The sequence below is a fragment of the Nesterenkonia alba DSM 19423 genome, from assembly GCF_000421745.1.
Classification (GTDB): domain Bacteria; phylum Actinomycetota; class Actinomycetes; order Actinomycetales; family Micrococcaceae; genus Nesterenkonia; species Nesterenkonia alba.
The window spans coordinates 1-22,808 of record NZ_ATXP01000015.1 but is presented as its reverse complement, the minus strand read 5'-3'; the positions used below and the strand labels follow the sequence as shown (position 1 = coordinate 22,808).

The 22,808-nt window shown below is 61.8% G+C and carries 15 protein-coding genes, 1 tRNA gene and 3 rRNA genes; 9 read left to right on the top strand and 10 right to left on the bottom strand.

Going from position 1 to position 22,808, the window contains the following annotated elements; genetic code table 11:
* Positions 1 to 202 precede the first annotated feature (202 nt).
* The 3 genes from H578_RS0110270 to H578_RS0110260 all read left to right on the top strand — a co-directional run bounded on the left by H578_RS0110270 (position 203) and on the right by H578_RS0110260 (position 3,980).
* Positions 203 to 1,777 (top strand): alpha,alpha-trehalose-phosphate synthase (UDP-forming), encoded by a 1,575-nt coding sequence (locus H578_RS0110270; protein WP_022873596.1) that lies wholly within the window; start codon positions 203 to 205, stop codon positions 1,775 to 1,777.
* 82 nt (positions 1,778 to 1,859) lie between these two features.
* On the top strand, positions 1,860 to 2,645 hold the full coding sequence (otsB, locus tag H578_RS0110265) for a trehalose-phosphatase (RefSeq protein WP_022873595.1): 786 nt from the start codon (positions 1,860 to 1,862) through the stop codon (positions 2,643 to 2,645).
* Between the two features lie 30 nt (positions 2,646 to 2,675).
* Positions 2,676 to 3,980, top strand: a complete 1,305-nt coding sequence (locus tag H578_RS0110260; RefSeq protein ID WP_022873594.1) for a DUF4032 domain-containing protein — start codon at positions 2,676 to 2,678, stop codon at positions 3,978 to 3,980.
* An 83-nt stretch (positions 3,981 to 4,063) separates the two neighbouring features.
* On the opposite strand, the gene H578_RS0110255 is transcribed toward H578_RS0110260, so the two are convergent.
* The gene (locus tag H578_RS0110255; protein ID WP_156837301.1) at positions 4,064 to 4,714 is read right to left on the bottom strand and encodes a hypothetical protein; all 651 of its coding nucleotides are present in this window, start codon (positions 4,712 to 4,714) and stop codon (positions 4,064 to 4,066) included.
* Positions 4,715 to 4,842: 128 nt separating this feature from the next.
* Here H578_RS0110255 and H578_RS14750 point away from each other — a divergent pair, with 128 nt between their 5' ends.
* The 3 genes from H578_RS14750 (at position 4,843) to H578_RS0110240 (ending at position 8,223) form a co-directional block, all read left to right on the top strand.
* On the top strand, positions 4,843 to 5,601 hold the full coding sequence (locus tag H578_RS14750) for a M50 family metallopeptidase (protein ID WP_022873592.1): 759 nt from the start codon (positions 4,843 to 4,845) through the stop codon (positions 5,599 to 5,601).
* A 55-nt stretch (positions 5,602 to 5,656) separates the two neighbouring features.
* Complete coding sequence (locus tag H578_RS14745) at positions 5,657 to 7,618, top strand: ABC1 kinase family protein (protein WP_022873591.1); 1,962 nt, start codon at positions 5,657 to 5,659, stop codon at positions 7,616 to 7,618.
* 71 nt (positions 7,619 to 7,689) lie between these two features.
* On the top strand, positions 7,690 to 8,223 hold the full coding sequence (locus H578_RS0110240; protein WP_022873590.1) for an NADPH-dependent FMN reductase: 534 nt from the start codon (positions 7,690 to 7,692) through the stop codon (positions 8,221 to 8,223).
* 3 nt (positions 8,224 to 8,226) lie between these two features.
* Here the strand turns inward: H578_RS0110240 and H578_RS14740 are convergent, their stop codons facing one another.
* Positions 8,227 to 9,447 carry an MFS transporter gene (locus tag H578_RS14740; protein WP_022873589.1) on the bottom strand — a complete coding sequence of 407 codons (1,221 nt, stop codon included), beginning with the start codon at positions 9,445 to 9,447 and terminating at the stop codon, positions 8,227 to 8,229.
* A gap of 172 nt (positions 9,448 to 9,619) precedes the next feature.
* Here H578_RS14740 and H578_RS0110230 point away from each other — a divergent pair, with 172 nt between their 5' ends.
* Positions 9,620 to 10,609: an aldo/keto reductase gene (locus tag H578_RS0110230; RefSeq protein WP_022873588.1), complete on the top strand. Its 990-nt coding sequence runs from the start codon at positions 9,620 to 9,622 to the stop codon at positions 10,607 to 10,609.
* Between the two features lie 321 nt (positions 10,610 to 10,930).
* Here the strand turns inward: H578_RS0110230 and H578_RS0110225 are convergent, their stop codons facing one another.
* The 4 genes from H578_RS0110225 to H578_RS0110210 all read right to left on the bottom strand — a co-directional run bounded on the left by H578_RS0110225 (position 10,931) and on the right by H578_RS0110210 (position 13,867).
* On the bottom strand, positions 10,931 to 11,683 hold the full coding sequence (locus H578_RS0110225; RefSeq protein ID WP_022873587.1) for a hypothetical protein: 753 nt from the start codon (positions 11,681 to 11,683) through the stop codon (positions 10,931 to 10,933).
* Between the two features lie 100 nt (positions 11,684 to 11,783).
* On the bottom strand, positions 11,784 to 12,377 hold the full coding sequence (locus H578_RS14735; RefSeq protein ID WP_156837300.1) for an OmpA family protein: 594 nt from the start codon (positions 12,375 to 12,377) through the stop codon (positions 11,784 to 11,786).
* A 2-nt stretch (positions 12,378 to 12,379) separates the two neighbouring features.
* The gene (locus tag H578_RS0110215) at positions 12,380 to 13,129 is read right to left on the bottom strand and encodes a hypothetical protein (RefSeq protein WP_022873585.1); all 750 of its coding nucleotides are present in this window, start codon (positions 13,127 to 13,129) and stop codon (positions 12,380 to 12,382) included.
* Between the two features lie 123 nt (positions 13,130 to 13,252).
* Positions 13,253 to 13,867 (bottom strand): hypothetical protein, encoded by a 615-nt coding sequence (locus H578_RS0110210; protein WP_022873584.1) that lies wholly within the window; start codon positions 13,865 to 13,867, stop codon positions 13,253 to 13,255.
* A gap of 302 nt (positions 13,868 to 14,169) precedes the next feature.
* On the opposite strand from H578_RS0110210, the gene H578_RS14730 reads away from it, so the two are divergent.
* Positions 14,170 to 15,294, top strand: a complete 1,125-nt coding sequence (locus H578_RS14730; protein ID WP_022873583.1) for an MFS transporter — start codon at positions 14,170 to 14,172, stop codon at positions 15,292 to 15,294.
* 258 nt (positions 15,295 to 15,552) lie between these two features.
* Positions 15,553 to 16,827, top strand: a complete 1,275-nt coding sequence (locus H578_RS0110200; protein ID WP_022873582.1) for an ATP-binding protein — start codon at positions 15,553 to 15,555, stop codon at positions 16,825 to 16,827.
* Between the two features lie 140 nt (positions 16,828 to 16,967).
* Here H578_RS0110200 and H578_RS0110195 read toward each other — a convergent pair.
* The 4 genes from H578_RS0110195 to H578_RS0110180 form a co-directional block, all read right to left on the bottom strand.
* Positions 16,968 to 17,044, bottom strand: a tRNA-Pro gene (locus H578_RS0110195).
* Between the two features lie 106 nt (positions 17,045 to 17,150).
* Positions 17,151 to 17,267: ribosomal RNA gene (gene rrf, locus H578_RS0110190) — 5S ribosomal RNA — on the bottom strand.
* Between the two features lie 292 nt (positions 17,268 to 17,559).
* Positions 17,560 to 20,660: ribosomal RNA gene (locus H578_RS0110185) — 23S ribosomal RNA — on the bottom strand.
* Between the two features lie 360 nt (positions 20,661 to 21,020).
* Positions 21,021 to 22,547, bottom strand: a 16S ribosomal RNA gene (locus tag H578_RS0110180).
* Together the 16S, 23S and 5S rRNA genes with 1 tRNA gene alongside form the textbook arrangement of a ribosomal RNA operon.
* Between the last annotated feature and the right edge of the window lie 261 nt (positions 22,548 to 22,808).

Genomic DNA, 22,808 nt, shown 5'->3' with positions numbered 1-22,808 from the left:
TCTCCGAGTGCGTGTGGTCTCGCGATGGTCAGGGCAGAAGAACTGTCCCATGGTAGCCGGTGAGCCCGTCAGCTCCGAACCCACAACCACCAGTGTGATTCAGTGAACAGTCCGGGGGAAACCGGCTGATCTGCACCGAAAGGCCCGCCGGTGGGTTACCGTGAAGGAAAGATGCAGGAGTCGAAAGGGGCGCTGACCGCAGATGGGCTTCACCGGAGAAGAACGGGAAACCACCACACGTCACGAAGTGCCCGAAACCGGGGTCGCAGCCCCGCAGGGCGGCTACGACTTCGTCGTGGTGGCCAACCGGCTGGCGGTCAACCGGGTGACCAAAGATGACGGCAGTGTGGGCTGGCAACGCTCCCCCGGCGGACTGGTCACCGCGCTGGCCCCCATCATGGCCGACTCCGGCGGGGCGTGGGTCGGCTGGCATGGAGCCGCCGATGAAACCCTTCAGCCCTTCGACCACGAAGGCATCCACCTGCACCCGGTGCCGCTGAGCACCGAGGAGGTCGAGGGCTACTACGAAGGCTTCTCCAACGGCACACTCTGGCCGCTGTACCACGACGTCATCGTTCGCCCCGACTTTCACCGCAGCTGGTTCAACACCTACCGGCGGGTCAACCGTCGGTTCGCCGAGGCCACGGCCACCGTGGCCGCCAAAGGTGCCACCGTCTGGATCCAGGACTATCAGCTGCAGTTGGTACCGCAGATGCTGCGGGAACTACGCGAGGACCTGACCATCGGGTTCTTCAACCACATTCCCTTCCCACCCCCGGGGCTGTTCGCCCAGTTGCCGTGGCGGCACTCGGTGCTGCGCGGACTACTCGGCGCCGACCTCATTGGCTTTCAGCGGGATTCGGATGCGAAGAACTTCCAGCGCGCAGTACGGGACCGGCTCGGCTACTACATCAAATCCGATCAGGTCTACGTCCCGCTGCAGCCCGACGACGAATCCGGCTCCCCCCTGGCCGGGTTCAACGCCGACCCCGCCCGCGGTACCGCCCCCCGGCAGCTCTCAGTCCCCGAAGAGGGCACCTACCGGATCGCCGAGGCGAAGGCCTTCCCTATCTCCATCGACACCGACAAGATCGTCGAACTCTCCAACGACCCGAAGATCATCGCCCGGGCCGCCCAGATCCGCGAGGAGCTCGGCAACCCCCAGACAGTGTTCCTGGGCGTTGACCGGTTGGACTACACCAAGGGGATCCGCCACCGGCTCAAGGCCTATGAAGAGCTCCTCCAAGACGGTCAGCTCACCGTGGGCCAGGCCTGCCTCGTTCAAATTGCCTCCCCCTCCCGGGAGGGGGTCGCCTCTTACCAGCAGCTACGCGATGAGATTGAACTGACCGTGGGGCGAATCAACGGGGAATTCGACACCATGGGCCACACTGCGGTGCGGTACTTGCACCACTCCTACCCGGTGGAGGAAATGGTCGCGCTCTATCTGGCTGCCGACGTCATGTTGGTCACCGCGCTGCGCGACGGGATGAACCTGGTGGCCAAGGAATATGTGGCCGCCCGAAAAATGGGCACCGGAGTCCTCGTGCTCAGTGAGTTCACCGGCGCCGCTGACCAACTACGCCAGGCATTACTCATCAACCCGCACGATGTCGAGGAGCTCAAAGCCGCGATGGTCCGGGCGGCGAACCTCGAACCCGAAGACGCCAAGAAACGGATGCGCAGCCTGCGCCGCCAGGTGGTCTCCCATAACGTCAACCGCTGGGCGCGTGACTTCCTGGACCGTCTCGATACGCTGAAACCATCCGCCGCCTAAAGCTGCCGGTGTCAGCACCTGCCCGGGTGTTCTGTGCCGCCGGCGGGAGACCGACGTCGTTGTGTAAAGGAAGTGTGAGCCTGTGAGTGATGCCGCCCTGCCCGAGGATCTCGCCGCTGCGATGCGCACCCTGGCCCACCAGCCGCAGGTGTTGATCTGCCTGGACTTCGATGGCTGCGTGGCCGAGCTGGTCCCCGATGCCCACCTGGCCCGCCCGGTGCCGGCCAATGCTGCGGCCATTGAACGGCTCGCCGGGCTCGACGACGGCGTCCACCTGGCCTATGTCTCCGGACGCCCCCTGGAGGGCTTGCGTGAATTGGCCTCCCCGCCGGAGGGCACTCTGCTGGTGGGCTCCCATGGTGCGGAGAAAGACCTTGGCGACGGGTCGCCGTCGTTGGTACTCACCTCCGCTCAGCAGCGGGCCCGGGAGGACATCATCCGGATCCTGGAGCAGATCGCCGCCACCTATGAGGGTGCCTGGGTGGAACACAAGCCGGCGGGGGCGGCCATCCACGTGCGGCACATCGAGGACCTGGCCCTGGGTGAGTCGATTCTCGACGAGGCCCGGTCTGCACTGACGATTATTGACGGGGCCCACCAGAAGGAAGGTAAGCAGATCCTGGAGGCGGTGGTGGTGCTGGCCACTAAGGGTGAAGCCATCGATGAGCTGCGGGCCGAGCTTGCCCCGGATGCGGTGTTCTTCGCCGGCGACGACGTCACCGATGAGCATGGTTTCGCGGTGTTGGGTCAGGGTGATGTGGGGGTCAAAGTAGGCCCCGGTGAGACTCGGGCCGCCTACCGGATCCCCGCCCCGGAATCCCTGGCTGAGGTGCTGGAGGTCTTCGCCGAGGCCCGTACCGCCGGGTGAACTCTGCGGTAACCCACTAAGCTTCATCCCATGAGCCCCCTGCCAGGCCTCAGCCTCACCGCTTCGGGCACGATCCCCCAGGAGCTGCTCGACCTGCCGTGGCACCTGCCACTGGTGGAGTGGCCCGAGGACGTCATCGCCGCCCTACCGCGGGGGATCTCCCGGCATATTGTGCGGTTCGCGTACCTGGGCGGGTCGATTATCGCGATCAAGGAGACCTCCGAGCGCGCGGCCCGGCATGAGTACCGCATGCTGCGCCAGTTGGGTCGGCTCGGCGCCCCGTGTGTGAAACCGGTGGCGGAGGTCACCGGGCGCACCACTGAGGACGGAGAGCCGCTCTCCCCGGCGTTGGTCACCCGGCACTTGCGGTTCTCTCTGCCGTACCGTGCAGTGTTCAACCAGATGATGCGCAAGGACACCCTGACCCGACTCATTGACGCCCAGGCTCTGCTGATGGTGGAGCTGCACTTACTCGGGTTCTACTGGGGGGATGTCTCCCTGTCCAACACGCTGTTCCGCCGGGACGCTGGGCAGTTCGCCGCCTATCTGGTGGACGCTGAGACCGGTGAGATCCATCCACATCTCTCCGCCGGGCAGCGGGAGCACGACCTCGACGTCGCCCAGGTCAATATCGCCGGGGAGCTGATGGACTTGATGGAGGGCGGGTTCGTTGACGAGGAGGTCGACCCGGTGGCCACCAGCCACCAGTTCATCGACTCCTACCGGGGGCTGTGGACCGAGCTGACCGGGGACACCGCCTTCAACCCGGATCAGAAATGGCTCATCGAGGAACGCATCCGGCGGCTCAATGAGCTGGGCTTCGACGTCGAGGAATACGACATCCGTTCCGCCCGGGACCAGGGGCAACTGCTGCTGCGGCCTAAGGTGGTGGACCCCGGGCACCACCAGCGCCGGCTCATGGCGTTGACCGGCCTCGACGTCCAGGAAAACCAGGCGCGGCGTCTTCTGGCGGCGATCGACGCGTACCGGGCCTCCACTGACCCGCATGGGGACGAGGCGGTCGCTGCGCATATGTGGACCCAGAATGTCTTCCAGCCGACGATCGCCAAGATCCCACGGGAACTGCGGGACAAGCTCGAACCGGCCGAGTTGATGCACCAGTTGCTCGAGCACCGGTGGCGGCTATCCGAGAAGGAAGGACGCGACGTCGAACTCGACGAGGCGCTGCCCAGCTTCATCGAAGATGAGCTCACCAAAATGCGTGACGAGGCAGTGCTGATGGTCAACCCACCCACTGACGTGGTGCGGCAGATGGAATTGGCTGCCGCTGAGCACGAAGAACCCGACGAGGACGCCTCCGCCTGGTATTCCTGAACTCCGGTAGGTCTCACCGCCGGCCCTGCTGAGCAGCTGCTGCGCGTGGCGGACTGCCGTGGCAGGTCAGCGGCCGGTGTTTCCTACAGGCCGTGTTCTTTGAACAGCCGTTCGTCGGGGTCGGTCAACGACTCCTCCAGCAGCATGCGGTTGTTCTTCAGCGCAGCGAGGTCCCGGGCCACCACGTGGTCGCGGGTCTTGGCGACCGCCTCGGCCATGACACCGATCTGCTGTTTGAACTCCTCCGCGTACTGGGGTTTGGCACTATTGGGCAGCCCCAGAAACAGCTCGAGGGTCCGCGGCAAGTGCCGCCGCACGGTCTGGGCCACCGCGTCCTGCTGTTCAGGGGCCCGTTGCAGGGTCTCCCAGCGGTGGACGATCTCCCGCAGACCGACCACCATCATGCGCAACTGCCCATGGGTGGAGGGCGGAAACTCGGTGGAGCGGGTACGCACCGTGGCTTCGATCCCGTCGAGATGCTCACTGAGAGCCGCCTGTTCGGTGGTCAGCTCCGCGGTGCGCCGTTGGGTGGCCAGCTCCCGTCCGGCGAGCATCCCGTAGGTGCTTCCCCCGGCCGCGAGCCCGAAGACCAGCCCGGCGGCTATGGCCCACGGGTTGGGCAGCATCAGCACAGTCAGCAGTGCACTGGCGATGACGAACGCCACCAACGACGCCGTCCACTTCAGCTGTTTCTGCCGACGTCGGCGCTCTGGACTCGATCCCTCAATCGTCACGGCATCAACCCTAGCGCTCCCACCCTGACTCCAGCTGACCGGTGTGGAAAACCGCTCAGTGGACAATCGCTGAGGTCCAGCGCCCGCCGTTGTGGGCTACTCAGCCCCGCGGACCATAGGCTAAGGGGATGTTCACCTCGCTGTCGCCGGGTACCGTCTGGGAATTCATCACTGAACGGTGGACCACCACGGTGGACCCTGCACCGGAGTCGGTGCTGATCGTCACCGCCGTCGTCGTCGTGCTTGCCGCGGTGCCACCCATCTGGCGGATCGCTCGCCAGGCCTCCACCATCGTCCATGAGATGGGCCATGTTGCCGCCGCGGTACTCTCCGGGCGGAGGGTTTCCGGGATCGCTCTGCATAGCGACACCTCAGGGGTGACCGTCTCCCGGGGTAAACCCCGCGGACCGGGGATGCTGTTCACCGCATTAGCCGGCTATCCGGCCCCCGGACTGTTGGGGGCGGCGATGGCACTGCTGTTGGTCACCGGCCACGGTGGGGCCGCACTGACCGTCTACCAGGTGGTGATGGTGCTCGCGTTGCTGCTGTCCCGCAATGTGGTGGGCATCCTGTCATGTCTGGCCTCAGTGCTCATCACCGGTGTGGTGTGGTGGGTCAATGACCCGCAGGTGGTTGGTTTAACGGTCACCGCCCTGGCAGTGTTTTACGCGCTGGCGGGGGTACGCGGCGTCTTCGATGTCATCCGGGTGCACACTGCGGCGGTGGGGGCGCGCCGGCCCGGGGCCACGTCTCGGGCGCAAAGCACCGACGCCGCACAGGCGGCTCGCGCCTGGCGGGTGCTGCCGCTGCCGGCGTTCATCTGGTTGGGGTTCTTTCTGCTGCTCTCCCTAGCCAGTGCGGCGGTGACGGTATGGCTGTTGCTGTGACAGGCGACGTCGTCGTCTCCTCCGTGGCCGGTAGAGTGTGGCCAAGGAGCTGCCCATGACTCAGACCGTACTGGTGATTCTGCTGGTCATCGCCGCGGTGGTCGTCACCGCCGCCTTGGCACTGTCGACCCGCCGAGTGGTGGGCACCAAGACGAGTTTGGCCCGTACCCTCGTGGCCTCGGTGCTGGCGGTGTTGAGCCTGTGGCCGTTGGGGGCTCTCTTCGGCCCCGCGCTGGGGCTGATCGACGCGGCAGGCGAGTTCACCCCGAGCCCCGCAGTGCTGGTGGTCAGTGGGCTACTGGCCCTGCTGTGGTTGCATGTGGCCACCGTCATTGTGCTCACCGTGTTGGAAGCCCTGGCGCCGACGGCCTCGATCCCTTCCCTGCCGCAGCTGCTGCGCGGTGCCTACGACCGGTTGCGGCGTGCCCGGCGAATCGGCCAGTTAGCGCGGATTATGTCGTCTTCCGGGTTGACCCGGGTGCTGCGGGTGGGTCCGGCCCACCAGGACTTCAGCGACGCCCTGGTCGAGGCGATCAACCGTTCCGGGGTGACATTCGTCAAGCTCGGCCAGCTCATGGCCACCCGGCACGACCTGCTGCCTGAGCACATCACCTCTGCCCTGGCCAGGTTGCAGACCGAGGCCTCCCCCATTCCTACCGCTACAGTGCGGGAGGTGATCCGTTCCGAGCTCGGTCAAGACCCGGACACCCTGTTCGCTGAGTTCTCGCAGGAACCGTTGGCGGCGGCCTCAGTGGCTCAGATTCACACGGCCACCACGCATTCCGGTGAGCGGGTGGTGGTGAAAGTCCAGCGCCCGGCTGCCCGCGGTCAGGTCCGGGATGACATCGATGTGCTCCACCACGCCGCCATCATCGCTGAAGAGCGGTTTGAGTGGGCCAAGACCATGAACCTCACCTCGATCGTTGACGAGTTGATGGATTCGGTCCGTCGGGAGCTGGACTACCGGCAGGAGCTCAGCAACACCCGGGCGGTGGAGGCCGCTTTAGGGGATCTGCACTACATCGGAACTCCGCGGCCCTTTCCTGAGCTGACGACGTCGCGGGTTTTGGTGGTCAGTCGTCTCGACGGTGTGCCGCTGACCGAAGCGGAGCCTCGGGTCGCCGCACTCGACTGGCCGACCCGTGAAGCACTGGCTCAAGATCTAGTCACAGCGCTGATCGAGGGGATCTTCGTCAAAGGGGTGTTCCACTCAGACCTGCACCCGGGCAACATCATGCTCTTAGACGATGGGCGGCTGGGGCTGTTGGATTTCGGGTCGATCGGGGTGCTGGATTCCGAGGCCCGGCAGGTATTGGCCACCCTGCTGCACGGGATTGTGCACGACGACGCCGTCACCGCCACGAACGCTTTTGTGCTCGCCTTTGACGTGCCGGATTCGGTGGATCACGCCCGCTTGCAGCGCGATATCGGCCGGGAGATCGCGCTGGTGCAGGGGCGCAATGAGCTCGATGCCGGGCTCTTTGCCCGACTGTTCGACTTAGCCCGCGACCATGGGGTGGGGATTCCCGCCGGGGTGACTGCCGCGTTCCGGAGTCTGGCGGCGGTGGAGTCCTCACTGCTGTTGTTGAATCCGCGCATGTCACTGCTGGAAGCGGCCCGGACCCGGATGGGCACCATCCTGCGGCGGCAGAACTCCCCCGGTCGCGTTGCCACCCAGGCGTTGGGTACCTCGGCAATCTCGGCTTCGGTGGCCCGCCGACTACCCATGCGCGTGGAGGAGATCACCTCTGCACTCACCGAGGGTCGGCTGACCATCGACGCGAGGCCTTTTGCGCACAGCTCCGACCGGGTGTGGATGCGCGGGCTGCTCGACGACGCCATCGGGGCCGTGTTGGCGGTGGCGGCGCTGATCGTTTCAGCCATGCTCATCACATCCCAAGCTGGGCCGAGTGTGATGGGGATCATGTCGCTGTACGAATTGGCCGGGATCATCCTGGCCTTCGGGGGGACGGTGCTGGCCCTGCGGGCCGTGATCCGGGTGTTCCAACGCGCTTAAGGTGCCGGTTCCCGCAGCGAGGGTTCTGCTGTGGCTGAAGGGTGCGGCGCTGGTTCTGTAGCATCGGTGGCATGACTCGGATCGGATACATCGTGGGAAGTCTCGCCCCGGATTCCATCAACCGGAAGTTGGCGCGGGTGATTGCGGACCAGGCACCGCAGCGCGCTGAGATGGTGGAGATCAGCATTGCGGAGTTGCCGTTGTATGACCGTCACCTCGATGCGGACTTCCCATCGGTGATGACCGAGTTCAAGGAACAGGTGGCTGCGGTGGACGGGCTACTGCTGGTCACCCCGGAACATAACCAGTCCTTCCCTGCGCCGGTGAAGAACGCGATCGATATTCTCTCCCGTGGTGGGTCTTCTGAGCTGGCGGGGTTAAAGCTGGGGATCACGGGGGCCTCGCCCGGGCGTTTCGGGACCATCAACAGCCAGTCGCAACTGCGGCAGTGCCTCCCGCCCCTGGGCGTGAAGCTCATGGGCTCGCCGGTGCTGGCCGAATCAGTACGGGAGGGCACGTTCCACGACGACGGCACCGCCACGGAGTCGACCACCAAAAGAGCCAAAGACTACATCGAGGCTTTCACCACCTTCGTGGAGAGCTGAGGTTCAGCTGGGCTTCGGTCCGGTCGGTTTCAGCTGCAGGATCAAAGCGGTGCCAGCGATGAGACTCACCACGGAGAGCGCCACTGGCAGGGCACTGAGTTCGGTGATGAGTCCAATGACCGGTGAGAGCGTCAGGGTCACACTGCGCATGGCCCAGCTGACCAGCGTGACTCCGCTGTGATCGGGCAGGCCCGGGACGGCGTCGGCCCGCGCGAAAGCAATAGGCACAGTCACCGCGCACCCCAACCCCGCCAAGGCCAACCCCACCAGTGTCAGTGCCACTGTCGGGGCCCAGGCCGAGCCCAATAGACCAGCCACCACGGCGGCCAAGCTCACCACCAGCGTCCGGCGGCTACCCAACCAGTCAATGACCCGGTCCCCCACCATCCGGCCCATGAACTGTGCGGAGAGCAGCACCGTTAAACCAATACCCGCCGAGGATGCCGGCATGTCACGCTCGGCGGAAAGCAGCACAGCCGACCAGTTGTTTCCGATGTCTTCAACGGAGATCCCCGCCAGAGCCACGAACACCAACGGCAGCAGAATCACCGCCAGCCGGCGACGCGTGGGGCGAGCTGCCGGCGTCGTGCGCTGTTCTTCCCCGGATGACCCATCGGGTGCCTCAGGCATCGGCCCCGCTCCCGGCAGGAAGAACCGAGCCGAAATCGCCATGACCAGGATGCACACGGCACCCCATACCGCCATGTGCACGGTCAGGGGCACACCTAGCACAGCCGCTGCGGTCCCCACACCCCCACCGGCGGCTGCCCCGATGCTCCAGCCGGCATGCATCGAGTTCAGCAGTGATCGCCGATAGGCCTGCTGCACGCGAATGCCCTGGGAATTCTGCGCGACATCGACCACCGCGTCGCCAGCCCCAGCACAGACAAGACCCACCAGTGTCACCCAGGGATTGCCGATCTGCACCCCGATCACCGCCAGCAGCAACCACCCGCCCATCCACACGGTGCCGAAAGATGCTGAACGGGCCACCCCCAGCTGGCGGGACACCGCACCGGGGAAGTGCAGGGCCAGCGCCCCACCCAGCCCGAACCCGACCACTAAGAGTCCGAAAAGCGCCGGGGTCAGGCCCAAGGCATCTTTGACCTCCGCGTAGCGGGCCAGCAGGGAAGCCGGCAGGGCACCGTTGGTGGCAAAAGCGGCCATGGCAGCCCAGCGTGCACGCCGTAGGGGCCGGGGCCGCCCGTTGGAAAGAGCGTTCATCAGAGAACATCATCCCCTGAAACTGCCCTGCCCACCGCGTGGCACCCCTGTTGCCCTCCGGCTCGGGGGACCCGATCGCGTGGTTCTTGTGTTGGAGTGCATGATCCGGCGAAGATTCCCTCATGGGTGCAAACCCGCCGCAGGGCGCATCAACACCGATGGAAGGAATGGCGTGGAACAGCGAACATTGGGCACAACAGGCCGGCGCGTCTCAGTCGTGGGTCTGGGAACATGGCAAATCGGTGGTGACTGGGGGCCGATGGAGGAATCAGAGGCCTTCGCCGTCCTTGACGCCGCTGCCGAGGCTGGGATCACGTTCTTCGACACCGCTGATGTCTATGGTGATGGGCGCAGTGAGCAGCTCATCGGCCGGTGGCGGGCCGCGCACCCCGAATGGGAGGGCACAGTGGCCACCAAGATGATCCGTCGGGCACCGGAGCCGTCTCTACTGCACGCCACGGAGGAGAACTTCCGCGCCTGGACGGACCGTTCCCGGCGAAACCTGGGGGTCGAGACCCTGGATCTGGTGCAGCTGCACTGCCCCACAGATGATGTCTTCACCGCCGACGCCGTCTACTCGGCTTTGGACACGCTCGTTGCCGAAGGTGCCATCGCCGCCTACGGGGTCAGTGTTGAGACCTGTGAGCAGGCTCTCTGGGCGATGGACCGCCCCGGTGTGGCCAGTGTGCAGATCATCCTCAACGCCTTCCGCCAGAAACCGCTGGAGCGGGTACTGCCTGCGGCCCAGGCCGCAGGGGTTGGGATCATCGCGCGGGTGCCGCTGGCCAGTGGCCTGCTCTCCGGTCGGTATACCGAGGAGACGGTGTTTAGCCCGGACGACCACCGCAGCTTCAACCGGCACGGGGAGGCGTTCGACGTCGGCGAGACGTTTTCTGGAGTTGACTACACCACCGGGGTTCAGGCTGCTCGGGAGTTCTCGGCCTTGGCGGCCGAGCACGGCCTGGAACCTGCGGCCGCGGCGATCGCCTGGGTAGCGCAGCAGCCGGGGGTATCCTCGGTGATTCCGGGTGCGCGGAATGCTGACCAGGTGCGCAGCAATGCCGCAGCGGGAAAAGTTGCCGAGCTGCCGGCGTCGTTTGTCGACTCCGTGCGGGAGCTTTACACACGGCGGGTGAAGGCCCAGGTCCACCACCGCTGGTGAGTGGCAGGGGCTGCTCTTCGGGCTTCAGTTCGTGACGCCGGTCAGCGGGCACGGTCTCAGGTGAGGGTCGCAGCTCTGCTCGTGCGCGAGGGCCCCGCCGCAGGTGAACGGGAGTCTGCGACGGGGCCGGGACCAGGCGGGCGTGGCAGGGGGCATAAACGCAATGACCGCCTGGCTGTGACCACCCCGTACTCGCGAAACGCAGGAAGTGGCCAGCTGCTCTTCAGTCAACCTCAAGTCCACCCCCAGGCATAGGGGGATGAACACTCAAATGTTCCGGGGACACCCTCACCGGGCAGGCGACCGGGCGGTAGCAACCGTTCAGCTCCGGAGGTCCTCCGAGTAGCCAAGGGTCCGGAACGGGTAGCGAGTCGCGAAAGTCAATGTGCGACCTTTCAGATCAGCGTGGTTGTCTTCTTCCGCATCGGCGAGGACGAAGCTCCACTTGCCTGCTTCCTCGTCGTACGCGAATTTCGGTTCCTCCAGTCGCCAGGAGCCCAAGACGATCTGTTGGCCGGTCAGTACGGCCACCAGCTGGTTGGCTTGCATGTTCGTGCGGGAGGCCTTTCCAAGTCCCCACCATTTCTGGGCACGCTGCGCGAACTGGGCTCCCCCGTGTCCGCCGAATGGTGCCGGGCGTTCGTCGATAGGATCCGGGCTGATGCGCACCAGCACCGTATTGCGAAGCTCCTCGTAGGCCACTGTCTCACCTGGCCTGTAGTAGATGGCCGGCTCAAGGACGGTGGTTGTCTTGGTTCCAGCCAGGTTGGTGTAGAACAGGCCGGTGTCAGTCGGAGTGATCTCTCCGATGGCCTCATCGTTGTCGGTCTCGTCAATGTGGTGGACTCTTTGCCCCGCAAGGGAAGCAATGTAGATGGCGATGGCCTCGGCTTTTCGGGCATCTTCCCGGGTTGAGAAGGGCTCGACGGTCTGGAGGATACGGGAGCCTGGCCTGTCACGCAGAGCCTCGGCCTCTGGGTTATGTGGTTCCCATACTCGTCCCATACTGTTGGCGATGCCGATGTAGACCTCGCGACGATCGGCGCTCTCGTAGATGTACAGGTAAGTCGCCATGGTGTTCCCTTCCTTCGGCGCCCGCGTTGTGTTCCAGTCTGCGGCACGTCATCACCTCACCAGAACACTGCGTCACTCGACGCTCGCTGTCGAAAGGCTGTTACTCGCTGTAGCGGATTTCGACTCTTCGGTTGGCCGCGTAAGTGCTGGGGTCCTCGGGATCTTCTGTGACAGCCGGTTCGGTGTCTCCGAATCCTTCTACAGTGAGTTCAAGGTCGGGACGCTGGTCTTCCAGAATGTCTGCCACGGCCTGGGCCCGGCGTTCTGAAAGTTCCTGATTGTCGAAACCGTAGTCATCGGGTACCGGGTTAGAGTCGGTATGGCCGTGGACATCTACGGCAGCTCCTTCAGGGATCTCTTCGACCAACTCGGGGATCGCTGCACGGGCAGACTCCGACGGTTCCCACTCCATGGCCGCGAAGAGCAAGTCGGTCTCCAACACGAGGACATCCTCATCGTCTTCATCGCTGCCTTGCCCCAGTTCAATGATGTTCTCAGAAGCATCCCAGACGATGATGGATGAATCGAGGTCACTCTGGGAGATGCCGCCGTCGGGCTCCGGCGGCGGTTCCGTGGGGTGCTGATCGGCTGAGGCCGCCGGTGCCACTCCACAGATCACCAGACCTGCGGCACATACACCAGCCAAGCCGGTGAGTACATGAGGCCGAGCATTCTTCCTTGTTGTCGTCGTCATGGTCACTGGCCGTCCTCATCCGTACCGTTTTCGTCGGTGTCATCAGAAGAACCACCGGGGGTCTGACCGTCCCAATCGATCTCGACATCTTCGAATTCGACCGCACCGGGGATCACAGAGACTGTCAAGGTGTCTATCTCATCGACTGGGGCAGCGTAGTAGGCCCAGTACGGCGCCGTCTGGCCGCTTTCGTATTGGTGCCCAGAGTTCGTAGAGTCCGTGGCCCAGCGATCGTGGCCCTGACCGATGACCGTGTATTGCTTGAGGTTCTCGCGATCGTTGAGTTCAGGGTAGATGGCGGTGCCGCCAAACATCATGAAGATATTGTTGCTGTCCCGGTTGGAGAACTCGCCGGTGAAGGAGAGCTCCAGCAGCATGACCTCACCTTCCACGCGCAGGTCATGTAGCCCGACCGTCACGGTGTTGCCGGCCTCTCCAGGAACCTCGTATTCAACGGTCTCTAGCGCATCGGCAGGATCGAGCGGACCTTCTGAAGCAGACTCATGTGTCTCATCATCATCGGAGTTGTCATCAGCCTGTGTGTTACCGGAGTCATTCGCCTCAGTGGGTGTACCGCTAGGTGAAGTCGTCCCGATTTCTTCTCCTTCTGCTTGCTCTTCTGTTTCAGACGTTGAGTTGACGTCTTCGAACTCTGCATCTTCATCCGAGGAGCAGGCAGTGACAGCAAATATAGCCGCAGCAGTGATACCCAGGCTGACCCTAGTGAATCTGCATTGATCGAGGGTACTCATGGCGAGAGTCCTTCCCAAAGTCGTGTGCTTTCTTCGTGCATTGATCGTCAAGTGGCTGAGATAGTGCAGCCCCCGAGGGGGAGCAGTAGCGCGGTTTCACCCGAAGAGGAGTCGCGGGATGGTTTAGTCGTTGCCAAGGACCAGTTCTGCCAGGTGCTGAGCCTGCTCCAACTCGACTGCTCCCAGCGACAACATATAGACGGTCTCGTCTTCGCGGAACAGCAACATCCCTTCCCCGATCCACAGGGCCTCATCTGCGATGTCGACCTCCTCGAGGTCCTGGTCTTGAAGCGGTCGCGCCGTCATCTCGAAGGCTTCCTCGGCACTAGCCGCATCGCCCTCTCTGAAGACCGTCAGGGAAACCATCGCTTCTTCTCCCTGCCATAAGCAGCTGGCCCCATCCTGGCCTCCAGGGACTTCCTCGCTGGCTTCCTGTGAGCCGACTCCTTCCTGTACCGTGGAGCCGAAGACCTCCTCAATCTCTTCTTCAGTGAGAAGATCACAGGCAGCTCCCCCTGTTGTTTCTGAGGCACTCTCGTCCTGGACATCGTCGTCTTCGGTGTCCTCATCTCCGGGGTTGTCAGCGTCTGATGCATTGGCCTGGTTTTGGTTCTCTGTGACCTGGTCAGACTCGCCGGTGTTCTTTTCATCTGAACCACAGGCGGAAACACCCAGGGCTGCGACTGCCAGCAACGTCATACCGACCTTCGGCAGGCTCTCATGTCCGGTTGTGCGCATCTGCTCTCTGTTCCTTTGCTGTTCCCGTTCTTTCTGGCATGGGCGTCACCGTGATGACACCTGTAAGTCGTCACGCACACATGAAAAGTTGCAGCTAGGCCGGCGGTCCTCTTGAGATCGCCCGGCCTCACCCCATGTGCAGTATGGTGCTCATGGGCAATCCTCGACGAGTTCCCACACTCCCTGAGCGCAGGGCAGGCCAGGGAGTTCAGCTCTGACCGGGCTCACACCTATCAGAACGACGGCGCCACAACCGCACTGTTCACCACCGTCTCCTACGGCGCCTGAAAGACAGGACGCCGATGAGTCACGTACCGCTGGTGCGCTGGTACGCCTCCCTGGCCAGCTACGGTGTGCCCCAAGCTGCCGCTCCCATCGCCTTCGCGCTGGTGGCGTTGCCACTGACTGGGGACGCCAACAGTGGTGCGGCAATGGTCTTGGGCTTCACCGCAGCCCAACTGATCGGGGCAGTCCCCCTGGCCCGCCTCGGCCGACATTTCCACGCCATCAGCTACCTGAAGCTGCTCCTGCTCATCCGAGCCCTCGCACTGGGGGCCATCGCGGCTTTCGCAGCCATGGGAGCACCGTTTGTCACCCTGGTGATTGCAGCCGCAGTGGCCGGTCTGGTCAACGGTGCCGCCTTCGGTTTCCTGCGTGCAGTGCTCAATCACCTGGTAGCCACCGGCAAGCTGCCCCGAGCCTTGGGTCTCGCTGCCACCGTGAATGAGGTCATCTTTGTCACCTCACCCCTGCTGGCCTCAGGCCTGGGCGCGGTCTCGCCGGTGCTCGCCGTGGCAGCATTGACCCTGATCGGGGCAGCGCCCCTGCTCCTGTTGCCCACAATGCCCCGCCCCGCACCGGTGGGTAGTGCTACCTCGGCGGGCAGGATCCTCAGCCCTACGATCCTGCTGTGGCTCTTCGCGGCCACCGCGCTCTACGCCGCCGTCGGCGCCGTGGAGATCGCAGCCGTGGCACTGGCGGTCAACTTCGGATACACCCCGGAACTGGGGTTTATCTTCCCGGTGGCACTGTGTATCGCCGCAGTCGCCGGCGGGGTATGGGTCACCACCCGCAACAGACGCCCATCGCGGCATATGGTCATCGTCTACCTGTGCTTGGTGACCCTCGGGGCATCACTGATCGCCTGGAACCACTCCATCGCCGTCACCCTGCCTGCAGCAGCCCTGGTCGGGTTCTTCCTGCCCCTGCTCTCCACCTATTTCCAGCTCGTCCTCGACGAACTAGCTCCCCCACAGCGCAAAGCCGAAGTCTTCGCACTGCTGCGCAACGCCACCGCACTGGGCGTTATCACCATCAGCCTGGCCCTCACCCTCTGTTCACTGACCACCACACTGGTCATCGCGGCCGCACTGGTTCTCACCGCCACACTGACCGTCATCACAGCCGCCCTGAGAAACTCCATATAAGAGACCAACGAGGTGTCCCACCCAACCAAGAGCAGCTCTGGAGCACCAGCTTTGGAGAGTCCAGCTTCGTTCAGAGCCATTGGCGGTTCACCATTGCCACGATAAGCAGGCGCGCGACAGAAGCCGTTTAGGGCGCAGTGGCAAAACGGTACGGTTCAGAGTGACGAAATAGTACGGTTTCATGTGACGCAGAGGTACTATAGATCGTGACGAAACGGTACAGCAAGCACCGGTGAGACGATGCTCTGAGGAGTATTTATGGCCTATACGCGCCGGGTCCTGGATGACCTGCTGGATGAGATGTTCCCCCATATGGCCGCTGTTGCCATTCAAGGGGCCAAAGGCGTCGGAAAATCGGCCACGGCACTGCAGCGAGCACAGAAGAGCTACGAACTGCAGGATCCGGCCCAGCGCGCCCTTCTCGAAGCTCAGCCGCATCAGATCGACAGTGGCCCGTTTCCTCTGCTGATCGATGAATGGCAGCTGTATCCACCGATCTGGGACTTTGTGAAGACCTCAGTGGACAGGGATCCCGCTGGCGGTCGGTTCCTGCTGGCAGGGTCTGCGGATGTCCCTCCGGGAACCCGGATCCACAGCGGCGCTGGCCGCATCGACCGTTTTACGATGCGCCCTATGTCATGGGCAGAACGACGAGTCGCCGAACCTGTTGTGTCTTTGGCTCAGCTTCTTCGGGGAGACGTGGATTCAGTCGAGGGCGAGACCGCAGTGGGCCTTGAGGACTATGTGCACGAAATCTTCCGTTCAGGGTTTCCCGGGATACGTGATCTGCCAGAGCGGGTTCGCGCAGAAAGATTAACCAGTTATGTGGAGCTGATAGCTCACAAGGAGATTCCCGAACAAGGGTCGATGGTGCGGAACCCTGATCTTATGCTCAGCTGGTTGCGCGCCTATGGTGCCGCTTCCTCGACTGATGCAAGCTACGAGAAGATCCGTGATGCGGCCACTCCGGGCAGAGAGGTCAAGCCCCGCAAGGCAACAGTCCAGCACTACAGGGAGCTGCTTTCTCGGACGTTCATTCTGGAGCCTCTTCCGGCGTGGACTCCTTCGATATCTCCGCTACGAGAGCTCACGCAAAGCCCTAAGCATCACTTGCTTGACCCTGCGTTGGCCGCACATATGGAAGGTGTGGATCCAGACGGGCTGCTGAGCGGAACGGCGAGCATCCTGACCCCTGATGGAAGCACCTGGTTGGGGATGCTCTTCGAGTCATTGGTGGTTCAGTCGGTTCGCGTCTATGCGCAGGCAGTTGGTGCGAAGGTGAGGCATCTGAGGACTGCCCGGGGAAGACAGGAGATCGACATCATCGTAGAGGACCGTTGGCGCAATGTGGTGGCGATCGAGGTGAAGCTGGCTGCTGCACCTCGCGATGAAGATGTTAAGCACCTCAACTGGTTACAGAGCAAGATCGATGGCCACCGGAAAATAGCGCGTGTGGTCATCAACGCCGGTGACTACGCATATCGCAGAGCTGACGGAGTTCTCGTGCTGCCCCTGGCTCTGCTCGGGCCCTGACAGAGCCTTAACTGCCGGGTGTACACATTCCGAGTGTCGTCCCGGAGGTCGCATGTGGTTGAAATGTGGTCGCCTGGCCAGAAAGCCCGGCTGCCGCGTGAAGCGGAGCCGGGCTGCATCCCTGCGATTTCAAGGATCTTTGGTCGGGGTGACAGGATTTGAACCTGCGGCCTCGTCGTCCCGAACGACGCGCGCTACCAAGCTGCGCCACACCCCGTGGCAAAACGCGTGCCAGCTCAGGCACGCGGCTATTCAGTTTACTACACGACTGAGGCCCGAGCTGAGCGTCATTGCTCTTTGCTCGGGCCTCAGCCTTAATGTGTGTCCGGCGGTGTCCTACTCTCCCACACTCTTTCGGGTGCAGTACCATCGGCGCTGTGGGTCTTAGCTTCCGGGTTCGGGATGGGACCGGGCGTTTCCCCCACGCTATGACCGCCGTAACCCTTATCCAACAACCCCCACCACCAGGGCGAAAAACCACCCGGGACGGGGTTGTTGTAAACCTAGTGGTCACAACACGCCACCCCAACCAGGGGCAGCATTCTCTATCTTGTTATACCTGGTGCTGTTATCACCAGTGACTCTGCCCGCACACCCTCCCCTCTGGAGCGAGGGCAGGAGGCACTGTGGCGTGTGGGGTTTGTGGTTTGGGAACCGCCTAGTGGACGCGTAACACCCGCAGCAACCCTGCGCCCACCAACTGGTGGACCCGTGTCGGGTGACAAAATGAGGGGGTTTAAGTGGTCGGCTTATTAGTACCAGTCAACTCCACGCATTACTGCGCTTCCATTTCTGGCCTATCAACCCCATGGTCTATAGGGAGCCTTCACACCTCAAAGGGTGATGGAGATCTTATCTTGAAGCCGGCTTCCCGCTTAGATGCTTTCAGCGGTTATCCATCCCGAACGTAGCTAACCAGCGGTGCCCTTGGCAGGACAACTGGCACACCAGAGGTTCGTCCGTCCCGGTCCTCTCGTACTAAGGACAGACCTTCTCAAATCTCCAACGCGCGCAGCGGATAGGGACCGAACTGTCTCACGACGTTCTAAACCCAGCTCGCGTACCGCTTTAATGGGCGAACAGCCCAACCCTTGGGACCAACTCCAGCCCCAGGATGCGACGAGCCGACATCGAGGTGCCAAACCATGCCGTCGATATGAACTCTTGGGCAGGATCAGCCTGTTATCCCCGAGGTACCTTTTATCCGTTGAGCGACGGCCCTTCCACACGGTGCCGCCGGATCACTAGTCCCAACTTTCGTTCCTGCTCGACATGCCTGTCTCACAGTCAAGCTCCCTTGTGCACTTACACTCAACACCTGATTGCCAACCAGGCTGAGGGAACCTTTGGGCGCCTCCGTTACTCTTTGGGAGGCAACCGCCCCAGTTAAACTACCCACCAGGCACTGTCCCTGGACCCGATCAGGGCCCGAAGTTAGACAATCCACAACACCAGAGTGGTATTTCAACGACGACTCCACCACCACTGGCGTGGCGGCTTCACAGTCTCCCACCTATCCTACACAAGTGATGCGAATCACCAATACCAAGCTATAGTAAAGGTCTCGGGGTCTTTCCGTCCTGCTGCGCGTAACGAGCATCTTTACTCGTAGTGCAATTTCGCCGAGTTCACGGTTGAGACAGCGGGGGTCTCGTTACTCCATTCGTGCAGGTCGGAACTTACCCGACAAGGAATTTCGCTACCTTAGGATGGTTATAGTTACCACCGCCGTTTACTGGGGCTTAAATTCTCCGCTTCGACCCCAAAGGGCCTAACGGGTCCTCTTAACCTTCCAGCACCGGGCAGGAGTCAGTCCGTATACCTCGTCTTACGACTTCGCACGGACCTGTGTTTTTAGTAAACAGTCGGACCCCCCTGGTCTCTGCGACCACCACCAGCCCGTCACCGCAAGGGCGCGTCACCGGGGTGGTCCCCCTTCTCCCGAAGTTACGGGGGCATTTTGCCGAGTTCCTTAACCGTGATTCTCTCGATCGCCTTGGTATTCTCTACCTGACTACCTGTGTCGGTTTAGGGTACGGGCAGCTAGAACCTCACGTCGATGCTTTTCTTGGCAGCATAGGATCACCGGATCCCCCACCAGAAGTGGGGGCCCATCAAATCTCAGCCTGCATGAACCGCGGATTTACCTACGGTCCGGCCTACATTCTTAGACCCGGACAACCATCGCCGGGCCCGGCTACCTTCCTGCGTCACACCTGTTAACACGCTCGCTCCACCACATCAGGTCCCACGCTAGACCCACCATCGACTCCGAAGAGCCGTGAAGCGGGGTTCGGGTGGTTAGTATCAGTGGTTTCACGTGGACGGTTCTTCGCCGGTACGGGAATATCAACCCGTTATCCATCGACTACGCCTGTCGGCCTCGCCTTAGGTCCCGACTAACCCACCGCAGATTAGCTTGACGGTGGAACCCTGAGTCATTCGGCGGCAACGTTTCTCACGTTGCTTTCGCTACTCATGCCTGCATTCTCACTCGACACCACTCCACCAGAGGCTTCCGCCCTGGCTTCACCGCTGATGTCGACGCTCCCCTACCCAACCCACAAAAGTGGATTGCCACAGTTTCGGCGGTGTGCTTGAGCCCCGCTACATTGTCGGCGCGGAATCACTTGACCAGTGAGCTATTACGCACTCTTTCAAGGATGGCTGCTTCTAAGCCAACCTCCTGGTTGTCTCAGCAACTCCACATCCTTTCCCACTTAGCACACGCTTAGGGGCCTTAACCGGTGGTCTGGGCTGTTTCCCTCTCGACGATGAAGCTTATCCCCCACCGTCTCACTGCCACGCTCTCACCTCACAGGTATTCGGAGTTTAGCTGACGTCAGTAACCTTGTAGGGCCCATCGGCCATCCAGTAGCTCTACCCCCTGGAGGAAACACGCAACGCTGCACCTAAATGCATTTCGGGGAGAACCAGCTATCACAGAGTTTGATTGGCCTTTCACCCCTACCCACAGCTCATCCCCCCAGTTTTCAACCTAGGTGGGTTCGGGCCTCCACGACCTCTTACAGCCGCTTCACCCTGGCCATGGGTAGATCACTCCGCTTCGGGTCTAGACCCAGCGACTCAAACGCCCTGTTCAGACTCGCTTTCGCTACGGCTACCCCACACGGGTTAACCTCGCCACCAAGCACTAACTCGCAGGCTCATTCTTCAAAAGGCACGCCATCACCAGACCAAAGCCCAGCTCTGACGGATTGTAGGCACATGGTTTCAGGTACTCTTTCACTCCCCTCCCGGGGTACTTTTCACCATTCCCTCACGGTACTGCTCCACTATCGGTCAACAGGAAGTATTCAGGCTTACCAGGTGGTCCTGGCAGATTCACACACGATTCCTCGAGCCGCGTGCTACTCGAGAACACACCACAGGCCGGCGGAACGCATTACAGCTACGGGACTCACACCCTCTCCGGTGAAGGACTCAACCCTCTTCGCCTATACGCCCGCACCTCAACCCCCAGAACCGGTGGATCCTGGACGGATGGTCTCACAACCCCTGCAACGCAACCCCCACCGGGTATCACACGCCACAGGTTTAGCCCCATCGGCTTTCGCTCGCCACTACTCACCGAATCACAATTGTTTTCTCTTCCTACAGGTACTGAGATGTTTCACTTCCCTGCGTTCCCCCCACCGGCCCTATACATTCAGACCGGGGTGACACACCACTACAGCATGCCGGGTTTCCCCATTCGGACATCCTGGCCTCAACGCTCGGTTATCAGCTCCACCAGGCTTATCGCAGATTCCCACGTCCTTCATCGGCTCCTGCTGCCAAGGCATCCACCATGCGCCCTAAAACACTTAAACACACAAACGACACCCAACAACACAAAAAATCACTACAGATGCTCGCGTCCACTATGCAGTTCCCAAACAACAACCCCCACCCCCACCACACAGCAGGAGCAAGAGCCACAATCCAGAAGCACTCACGGCCTCAGGACCCAACAGTGCACCACACACCACACCAAAAACACACCACCCAAACCTTCCAACCCCTACCCACCCACACAAGGACAGGAAACAGAGCGTACTAAGCCAAGACGATGCGCCAAGCATGATGGTCCTGATACGCAGGACATTTGTTGATATTCCACCCATGAGCAAACCCAGAGCAATACATCCGATCACTCACTGGGCGGACTCGACTCGAGTCCAGCTCCTTAGAAAGGAGGTGATCCAGCCGCACCTTCCGGTACGGCTACCTTGTTACGACTTAGTCCCAATCGCCAGTCCCACCTTCGACCACTCCCCCCGGAAAACCGGTTGGGCCGTGGGCTTCGGGTGTTACCAACTTTCGTGACTTGACGGGCGGTGTGTACAAGGCCCGGGAACGTATTCACCGCAGCATTGCTGATCTGCGATTACTAGCGACTCCAACTTCACGGAGTCGAGTTGCAGACTCCGATCCGAACTGAGACCGGCTTTTAGGGATTAGCTCCACCTCACAGCATCGCAACCCACTGTACCGGCCATTGTAGCATGCGTGAAGCCCAAGACATAAGGGGCATGATGATTTGACGTCATCCCCACCTTCCTCCGAGTTGACCCCGGCAGTCTCCCATGAGTCCCCGGCATAACCCGCTGGCAACATAGGACAAGGGTTGCGCTCGTTGCGGGACTTAACCCAACATCTCACGACACGAGCTGACGACAACCATGCACCACCTGTCAACCAGCCCCGAAGGGAAACCACATCTCTGCGGCGATCCAGTTGATGTCAAGCCTTGGTAAGGTTCTTCGCGTTGCATCGAATTAATCCGCATGCTCCGCCGCTTGTGCGGGCCCCCGTCAATTCCTTTGAGTTTTAGCCTTGCGGCCGTACTCCCCAGGCGGGGCACTTAATGCGTTAGCTACGGCGCGGAAAACGTGGAATGCTCCCCACACCTAGTGCCCAACGTTTACGGCATGGACTACCAGGGTATCTAATCCTGTTCGCTCCCCATGCTTTCGCTCCTCAGCGTCAGTAACAGCCCAGAGACCTGCCTTCGCCATCGGTGTTCCTCCTGATATCTGCGCATTTCACCGCTACACCAGGAATTCCAGTCTCCCCTACTGCACTCTAGCCTGCCCGTACCCACTGCACACCCGGAGTTAAGCCCCGGGCTTTCACAGCAGACGCGGCAAACCGCCTACGAGCTCTTTACGCCCAATAATTCCGGATAACGCTCGCGCCCTACGTATTACCGCGGCTGCTGGCACGTAGTTAGCCGGCGCTTCTTCTGCAGGTACCGTCACTTACGCTTCTTCCCTGCTGAAAGCGGTTTACAACCCGAAGGCCGTCATCCCGCACGCGGCGTCGCTGCATCAGGCTTGCGCCCATTGTGCAATATTCCCCACTGCTGCCTCCCGTAGGAGTCTGGGCCGTGTCTCAGTCCCAGTGTGGCCGGTCACCCTCTCAGGCCGGCTACCCGTCAAAGCCACGGTAGGCCACTACCCCACCGTCAAGCTGATAGGCCGCGAGCCCATCCAAGACCGCAAAAGCTTTCCACCACCCCCCATGCGAGGAATGGTCCTATCCGGTATTAGACCCAGTTTCCCAGGCTTATCCCAGAGTCAAGGGCAGGTTACTCACGTGATACTCACCCGTTCGCCACTAATCCACCCGTGCAAGCACAGGCTTCATCGTTCGACTTGCATGTGTTAAGCACGCCGCCAGCGTTCATCCTGAGCCAGGATCAAACTCTCCATCAGAAAACTGAAAAAAGAGAAAACCCTGCAACAACCACCACATCCCACCCTGCCGGAAAAACAAGGCCTCACAGGACATAACAGCTGCCACAAGATCAACAATCCAGGCTAAACACGACACACACCACGGGGGTGGCATGCGCCGCAATAACCAATCGAATAATTCATTGGTATCAACAAACTTGGCACACTATTGAGTTCTCAAACAGCGAGTACATCCGGCACCATCAGAAGAAAACCTTCTGAATCGCTCCGAAGCAACTT